Raw genomic sequence first — 7,195 nt, 5'->3', positions numbered from 1 at the left:
GGGCGCCCCCCCCCCCCGCCGCTGAACCGCACGGCTTGAGGGCCAGGTTCATCCGGGTGAGTGTTGCTTTTCGCTACAAAATCCCTAGCTACCTACACCCGCTGACACTGGACTTTCAGATTATTTCAGGTCACACTGCAGTTTTTGGTTTACCGCCAGGAGCATTCATGCCTGTGATCGCTGTGGTCAATCGCAAGGGGGGGAGCGGCAAAAGCACGCTCGCGGCCCACCTCGCGGCTTGGTGTGCCCATCAGGGCAGCGCGGTCATGCTCGGCGATGTGGACCGGCAGCAATCGACCCGCTCCTGGCTGCGCAAGCGCAGCGAGGCGCTGCCGGCCATCGCACCCTGGACCGTGGACCAGAACATCCTGCGTGTGCCCGCCGGCATCACCCATGTGGTGCTTGATACACCGGGCGGCCTGCACGGTTTCGACCTGGCGCGCATGGTCATGTTCGCCGACATCATCCTCATGCCCGTGTGCGGCTCGGCCTTCGACCGTGAATCGGCCGCCGACTGCCACGCCGAACTCATGGCCCTGCCGCGCGTGGCCACGGGCCGTTGCAAGGTCGCCTGCATCGGCATGCGCATCGACACCCGCACCCGCACCCCCCAGGTCCTCAAGGACTGGGCCACCGGCCTGGGCATGCCCTTCCTGGGCGTGCTGCGCGAAAGCCAGGCCTATGTGCAGTGTCTGGAACGCGGCATGACCCTGTTCGACCTGCCGCCCGATCGTGTCACCACGGACCTGCGCCAGTGGGAACCCATCCTGGGCTGGCTCGAACCCCAGTTGGCCATCGCACCGGCAACGGCCTCTGGCCGCACCGCCCAGACGGCCGCGCCCTTGCCTGCCCGCCAGCCCATGACTCCTGCGCCTCTGCCCAGCCGGCTGCTGGCTACGCACAACGTCCCGCCGGCCAGCCCCGCAGTCCACCCCAACCCGATCCCGGCGCCAGCCGCCCGCCCCGCCCCAAGCCCGCAGGCACGCGAAACGTCTGCGCCTGTGCCGCGCATGCTGGCCTCGCGGCCGCAGCCGGCCATCACGCGTCTGAGCAACACGCGCGTGCTGGACCGGGTGGCCGGCAACACCCCGCTGCGCACCACGCCCGCGCCCATGCGCGCGGTCGAGACGGCCCAGGCGCAGGAAGCGCCACCCATCCCGTCCTTCCTGAAACTGGTGAAGTGCTGAGGCCCTGACGGCTTCAGCCGAGCACTCGGCGCAGTTCCGCCACGCGTGCCGTGATGGCGACAGCATCGTCACCCTCCCCGGCCTGACCCAGGTAGATATCCAGATCCCTTAGCGCCGGCCCCAACTGCCCAAGTTCGACCCGTGCGAGGCCACGGTCGCGGTATTCCTCCCAGGCCTGTGGCAACAGCACCAGCAGCCGGTCTTCCACCGCCACCAGTCGCACCCAGTCCTGCTGCATGCGATGGATTTCCTTGAGGTTGCGCAGCATGCGCGCAATGATCTCGCGCGCCGGCATGGCCTGCAGGTAGTGGCCCAGCGGCAGATCGGAGGCGGCGGGCAGGCCATGGCTGCTGCGCCAGGCCTCCAGGCGCGCCTGCAATTCCTCGCGGCTCAGGGACTGGCCACTGAAAGGATCGATCACCACCTGGGCATGCGGCAGGTTGACCTTGACCAGGAAGTGCCCGGGGAAACCCACCCCACGCGCCGGCAGGCCCAGGCCTTGCGCCAGCTCCAGCCACAGCACGGCCAGCGAAACCGGAATGCCGCGCCGGCGCTCCAGCACCCGGTGCACGTAGCTGTTATCCGGGTCGTAATAGTGGTTGAGGTTGCCGCCGAAATGCAGATCGTGGAAGAAGAAATGGTTGAGCAAGCGCAGCCGGTGCATGGCAGGCGCGTCGGCTGGCAGGCGCCGGTGCAGGCGTGCCAACAGGGCATCCACCTCGGCCAGCACCTGCTGCACGTCCAGCTGCGGGTATTCGTCCTGCCCCAGGCAAATGGCCGCCTCCAGCAGATGAAGCTGCGCGTCGCTCTGGACCAGGGTGCCGAAGTAGTCCAGCGGCGTGGGCAGCTTGAAGGACAGGTTCATGATGCCAGAGCTAGCGCCTGAGGAACTGCCGGAAACGCAAGCCCGCGGCCCAGACGGCCCCCAGGTAAATGGCAGCGGCGCCGAGCACCAGCAGCGCCAGCAGACCGATGCGCAGGCCCACCTGGGCCTGCAGGCGTGTCCAGTCGAAGGCACTGGCGGCCCACATCAGGAACACCGTCAGCAGCGCCGAGGCGGCCAGCACCTGCAGCGCGAACACGCCCCAGCCCGGCAAGGGCTTGTAGCTGCCGCGGCGCAGCAGGCCGACCAGCAGCCAGACGGCATTGACCATGGCGCCGATGCCGATGGACAAGGCCAGCGCCGCATGCTGCAACAGCGGCACCAGAACGATGTTGAGCAGCTGTGTGAAGACCAGCACCACGATGGCAATGCGCACCGGCGTGCGGATGTCCTGGCTGGCGTAATACCCCGGTGCCAGCACCTTGATCGCCACCACCCCCAGCAGGCCCACGCCCCAGCCCATCAGGGCCACGGACGTCATCTGCACATCACGTGCGCTGAAGGCCCCGTAGTGGTAGAGCACGGACACCAGGGGAGTCGAAAAGGTCAGCAAGGCCAGCGCACAGGGCACGGCCAGCAGCACGACCAGGCGCAAGCCCCAGTCCAGCATGGCCGAATAACGCGCTGCATCGTCGGCGGCTTTGGCCGCCGCCAGCTGCGGCATCAGCACCACCCCCAGGGCCACGCCCAGCAGGGCCACCGGGAATTCCATGAGGCGGTCGGCGTAGCTGAGCCAGCTCACGCTGCCCGGCGCCAGATGCGAGGCGATCTGCGTGTTGATCAGCAGCGAGACCTGGGCCACGCTCACCCCCAGCAGGGCCGGTGCCATGAGCTTGAGCACGCGCTGCGTCCCCTCGTCGGCCCAGGCGGCACGCAACGCCGAGGGGCTCAGGCCGATGGAGGGGAACAGACCGATGCGACGCAAGGCCAGCAGTTGAGCGCCCAGTTGCAGCACTCCGCCGGCCAACACACCAGCCGCCAGTGCGTAGATGGGCTCGATGCCCAGGGTCTGGAACCAGGGCGCGCCCAGCCAGGCCGCGGCAATCATCGCGACATTGAGCAGCACCGGTGTGGCTGCCGGCACGGCAAAACGCTTCCAGGTGTTGAGCACGCCAGCGCCCAGCGCCACCAGCGACATGCAGGCGATGTAGGGAAACATCCAGCGCGTCATGACGACGGCCGCGTCAAAGGCATTGCCCGCCTCCATGTTGCGCAGGCCCGCGGCCATCAGCCAGACCAGCAGCGGTGAGACCAGCACCCCCAGCACGCTCACGCCCAGCAGCACCCAGGCCAGCACCGTGGCCACGCGGTCGACCAGCTGGCGCGTGGCCTCCTCGCCCTGCTGTTCCTTGACCGTGGCCAGCACCGGCACGAAGGCCTGGCTGAAAGCACCCTCGGCAAACAGGCGGCGGAACAGGTTGGGGATGCGGAAGGCGACGTTGAAGGCGTCGGTCAGGGCGCTGGCGCCGAAAGTGGTGGCGATCAGCAGTTCACGCACCAGGCCGGTGATGCGCGAAGCCAGGGTCAGCAGGGATACCGTCGAGGCGGCTTTGAAGAGACTCACGGCGGCAGGATCCTGTAGGCGCTCATATCGGGCCTAGTGTAGCCCGCCCGCCCGGGGGCTGAGTGCTCACTCACACCAGGCCGCTCAAAGTGCTACAATAGCCGGCTTTGCTGACATCATCCACAGACACAAGGAACTATTGATATGGCATCTGGAAAGCCGAAGAAAAAGAACCCGCGCCTGGCGTCGGGCCGCAAACGCGTCCGTCAGGACGTCAAGATCAACGCTGCGAACACTTCGCTGCGCTCGAAATACCGCACTGCCGTGAAGAACGTCGAGAAGGCTGTTCTGACCGGCGACAAGGCCAAGGCCACCGAGCTGTTTGCCAAGATGCAAGCCGTGGTGGACACCGTGGCCGACAAGGGCATCTTCCACAAGAACAAGGCTGCTCGCGACAAGAGCCGCCTGTCGACCAAGGTCAAGGCCCTGGCCGCCGCCTGATCACAGGCAAATCGCACGGACCCTCCCGGGTCTGCCGTTTGTAACGGGTGCGCTGTCAGCAAAGCAGAAAAGCCGCTCTTAGAGCGGCTTTTTTGTGGGCGCAAGGGATGACTCAGGCGATGGGCCGGCCTTGCCCGTCGGTTTCTCGCACCTGCAGATTGTTGTCACGTGCGAAATTGATGCAGAAATCCCAGGCCATGGGCTCGGCATCGCGCAGATCGCGGTTCACGATGACGCATTTGACGTTGTCGATGGAACTGGGGACGCACCAGGGGGAATAACCAAGGTGGCTGCCGGGCTGCGGACCGCCCGGGCGGAAGGGGCTCATCACGCCGGCCAGGCGCTCGGCCCAGTCACTGGGACGAAAAGCCTTGCCGGTCCGGGTGAGACCGAGAATGAAGACTTCCTTGGCGGCGTTGGAGACCATGGGTTGGGACTCGGGCGCCGGGCGCGGGCTGGGTACAGCGGCTGGTCCGGCAGCGGGTGGGTTGCAAGTATTGTATCTTATATAAGACTTGGCGCTCGCCATCCGCAACGCAGCGGTCGTCCGCGCAGAACAGCCTGGGCACACTTGCAAAAAGTGCTGGAACAGGCCCTAAAATCATGTCTCAACGGCCCAACCTGCGTTGGGCCGCCTTCTTTTGTGATCCCTACGGAGTGTGTAGCCATGAACGCCCCCGCCGCCAAGCCCGTCGAAGCCGCGTCACCGCACGTGATGAACACCTACGGCCGCGTGCCGATCGCGCTGTCGCACGGCCAGGGCTGCCGCGTCTGGGACATCAACGGCAAGGAATACCTGGATGCACTGGCCGGCATTGCCGTCAACACCCTGGGCCACAACCACCCCCGCCTGGTTCCGGCCCTGCAGGAACAGCTGACCAAGCTCATCCACACCTCGAACTACTACCACGTGACCGGCCAGGAACAGCTGGCGAAGAAATTGGTGGAACTGTCGGGCATGAGCAATGTGTTCTTCTGCTCCACGGGGCTGGAAGCGAACGAAGCCGCCCTGAAGCTGGCGCGCAAGTTCGGCCATGACAAGGGCATCGAGAAACCCGAGATCGTGGTCTACGAAAAGGCCTTTCACGGCCGCTCCATCGCCACGCTGAGCGCCACCGGCAACGAGAAGGTGCAGAAGGGCTTCGGCCCGCTGGTGGAAGGTTTCATCCGTGTCCCGCTCAACGACATCGAGGCGCTGCAGAAGGCCACGGCGGGCAACCCCAATGTGGTGGCGGTTTTCTTCGAGACCATCCAGGGCGAAGGCGGCATCAATGCCATGCGCGCCGAATACCTGCAGCAGGTGCGCAAGCTCTGCGACCAGCAGGACTGGCTGCTGATGATCGACGAGGTGCAGTGCGGCATGGGCCGCACCGGCAAGTGGTTTGCCCACCAGTGGGCCGGCATCCAACCCGACGTCATGCCCCTGGCCAAGGGCCTGGGTTCGGGCGTTCCCATCGGCGCCGTGGTGGCAGGCCCCAAGGCCGCCAACATCTTCCAGCCCGGCAATCACGGCACCACCTTTGGCGGCAACCCGCTGGCCATGCGCGCCGGCATCGAGACCATCCGCATCATGGAAGAGGACCGCCTGCTGGAAAACGCCGCCAGGGTCGGCGCCCATCTGAAAGCGGCACTGGAGCGCGAACTGGGCCAATTGCCCGGCGTCAAGGACATCCGTGGCCAGGGCCTGATGATCGGCGTGGAACTGGCCAAGCCCTGCGGCGTGCTGCTCACCCGTGCGGCCGACGCCGGCCTGCTGATCAGCGTCACGGCCGACAGCGTGATCCGCCTGGTGCCTGCGCTCATCATGACGACGGCCGAGGCCGACGAAGTGGTAGGTCTGCTGGTCCCTCTGGTGAAGTCTTTCCTGGCCGAGGCCTGAAGCCCTGGAGCAGCAGCGATGAAGCTCAAGCACTACCTGAAGTTCACCGACCTGAAGGCTGACGAGTACGTCTACCTGTTCGAGCATGCCGCCCTGATCAAGAAGAAGTTCAAGGCCTACGAAAAGCACCAGCCGCTCACCGACCGCACCCTGGCCATGATCTTCGAGAAAGCCTCCACACGTACGCGCGTGAGCTTCGAGGCCGGCATGTACCAGCTCGGTGGCAGCGTGGTGCATCTGACCACGGGCGACAGCCAGCTGGGTCGCGCCGAACCCATCGAGGACAGCGCGCGCGTGATCAGCCGCATGGTCGACCTGGTCATGATCCGCACTTACGAGCAGACCAAGATCGAACGCTTCGCCGAGTACTCGCGTGTGCCGGTCATCAATGGCCTGACCAACGAATACCACCCCTGCCAGATCCTGGCCGACATCTTCACCTACATCGAGCACCGCGGCTCGATCACGGGCAAGACCGTGGCCTGGGTCGGTGACGGCAACAACATGGCCAACACCTGGTTGCAAGCGGCCGAACTGCTGGGCTTCACCGTGCACGTGAGCACCCCCAGCGGCTACGAAATCGACCCGGCCGTGGCCGGCGTGAAGAGCTCCTGCTACAAGGTCTTCAAGGACCCCATGCAGGCCAGCGCGGGGGCCGATCTGGTGACCACCGACGTCTGGACCAGCATGGGCTACGAGGCCGAGAACGAGGCCCGCAAAAAGGCTTTCACCGACTGGTGCGTCGATGCCGAGATGATGCGTGCCGCCAAGTCCGATGCGCTTTTCATGCACTGCCTGCCCGCGCACCGCGGCGAAGAGGTCGAGGCCGAGGTCATCGACGGCCCGCAGTCGGTGGTCTGGGATGAGGCCGAGAACCGGCTCCACGTACAAAAGGCGTTGATGGAATATCTTCTGCTGGGCCGACTCTGATGTCTGCCTGCACCAGTTGCGGCGCCTGCTGTTCCTGGTGCCGTGTCGATTTCTCCAGCTACGAACTCGATGAGAACGGTGGCCACGTGCCGGTGGGCCTGACCGTCGAGGTCAATGGCAACACCGCACGCATGCGCGGCACCGACCACTGGCCGCCGCGCTGCGCGGCGCTGACCGGCAAGCTCGGCGAAAAAGTGGCTTGCGGCATCTATGAATGGCGTCCCTCGCCCTGCCGTGAGTTCGAGGAAGGCAGCGAAGGCTGCCACCGGGCCCGCGCCAAGGTCGGCCTGCCACCCCTGCCTGAATCCTGA

8 protein-coding genes are annotated in these 7,195 nt (G+C 65.8%); 5 read left to right on the top strand and 3 right to left on the bottom strand.

Annotated elements, in window-relative coordinates:
• Positions 1-167: 167 nt before the first annotated feature.
• On the top strand, positions 168-1,187 hold the full coding sequence (locus AO057_RS09400; RefSeq protein WP_057675379.1) for a ParA family protein: 1,020 nt from the start codon (positions 168-170) through the stop codon (positions 1,185-1,187).
• A gap of 13 nt (positions 1,188-1,200) precedes the next feature.
• Here AO057_RS09400 and AO057_RS09395 read toward each other — a convergent pair whose 3' ends face one another.
• Both AO057_RS09395 and murJ read right to left on the bottom strand, forming a co-directional pair.
• Positions 1,201-2,052, bottom strand: coding sequence for a SirB1 family protein (locus AO057_RS09395; protein WP_057675378.1), 852 nt, complete (start codon positions 2,050-2,052; stop codon positions 1,201-1,203).
• Between the two features lie 10 nt (positions 2,053-2,062).
• Positions 2,063-3,634 carry a murein biosynthesis integral membrane protein MurJ gene (gene murJ / locus AO057_RS09390; protein ID WP_057675377.1) on the bottom strand — a complete coding sequence of 524 codons (1,572 nt, stop codon included), beginning with the start codon at positions 3,632-3,634 and terminating at the stop codon, positions 2,063-2,065.
• Positions 3,635-3,778: 144 nt separating this feature from the next.
• Here murJ and rpsT point away from each other — a divergent pair, with 144 nt between their 5' ends.
• Positions 3,779-4,075 carry a 30S ribosomal protein S20 gene (rpsT, locus tag AO057_RS09385; protein ID WP_057675376.1) on the top strand — a complete coding sequence of 99 codons (297 nt, stop codon included), beginning with the start codon at positions 3,779-3,781 and terminating at the stop codon, positions 4,073-4,075.
• A 112-nt stretch (positions 4,076-4,187) separates the two neighbouring features.
• Here rpsT and AO057_RS09380 read toward each other — a convergent pair whose 3' ends face one another.
• Positions 4,188-4,502, bottom strand: a complete 315-nt coding sequence (locus tag AO057_RS09380) for a DUF3579 domain-containing protein (RefSeq protein ID WP_057675375.1) — start codon at positions 4,500-4,502, stop codon at positions 4,188-4,190.
• A 240-nt stretch (positions 4,503-4,742) separates the two neighbouring features.
• Here AO057_RS09380 and AO057_RS09375 point away from each other — a divergent pair, with 240 nt between their 5' ends.
• Genes AO057_RS09375 through AO057_RS09365 form a run of 3 tightly spaced genes read left to right on the top strand, consistent with a single transcriptional unit; the run spans position 4,743 to position 7,195 of the window.
• Positions 4,743-5,954, top strand: a complete 1,212-nt coding sequence (locus AO057_RS09375) for an aspartate aminotransferase family protein (protein WP_057675374.1) — start codon at positions 4,743-4,745, stop codon at positions 5,952-5,954.
• Between the two features lie 18 nt (positions 5,955-5,972).
• Entirely contained in the window at positions 5,973-6,884 is a 912-nt protein-coding gene (gene argF / locus AO057_RS09370) for an ornithine carbamoyltransferase (RefSeq protein WP_057675373.1), read from the top strand.
• A complete protein-coding gene (locus tag AO057_RS09365) occupies positions 6,884-7,195 on the top strand; it encodes a YkgJ family cysteine cluster protein (RefSeq protein ID WP_057675372.1) in 312 nt (103 codons plus the stop codon). The genes argF and AO057_RS09365 overlap by 1 nt, the downstream gene beginning before the upstream one ends.

This window comes from Curvibacter sp. PAE-UM (genome assembly GCF_001432305.1).
Taxonomy (GTDB): Bacteria; Pseudomonadota; Gammaproteobacteria; order Burkholderiales; family Burkholderiaceae_C; genus Hylemonella.
This window is presented reverse-complemented; position numbering and strand designations above follow the sequence as displayed.

What these genes read in the sequence shown, in the direction of transcription:
- AO057_RS09400 (WP_057675379.1), top strand. Translation starts at nt 168, where the DNA reads ATGCCTGTGATCGCTGTGGTCAATCGCAAGGGGGGGAGCGGCAAAAGC.
- AO057_RS09395 (WP_057675378.1), bottom strand. Translation starts at nt 2,052, where the DNA reads ATGAACCTGTCCTTCAAGCTGCCCACGCCGCTGGACTACTTCGGCACC.
- rpsT (WP_057675376.1), top strand. Translation starts at nt 3,779, where the DNA reads ATGGCATCTGGAAAGCCGAAGAAAAAGAACCCGCGCCTGGCGTCGGGC.
- AO057_RS09380 (WP_057675375.1), bottom strand. Translation starts at nt 4,502, where the DNA reads ATGGTCTCCAACGCCGCCAAGGAAGTCTTCATTCTCGGTCTCACCCGG.
- AO057_RS09375 (WP_057675374.1), top strand. Translation starts at nt 4,743, where the DNA reads ATGAACGCCCCCGCCGCCAAGCCCGTCGAAGCCGCGTCACCGCACGTG.
- argF (WP_057675373.1), top strand. Translation starts at nt 5,973, where the DNA reads ATGAAGCTCAAGCACTACCTGAAGTTCACCGACCTGAAGGCTGACGAG.
- AO057_RS09365 (WP_057675372.1), top strand. Translation starts at nt 6,884, where the DNA reads ATGTCTGCCTGCACCAGTTGCGGCGCCTGCTGTTCCTGGTGCCGTGTC.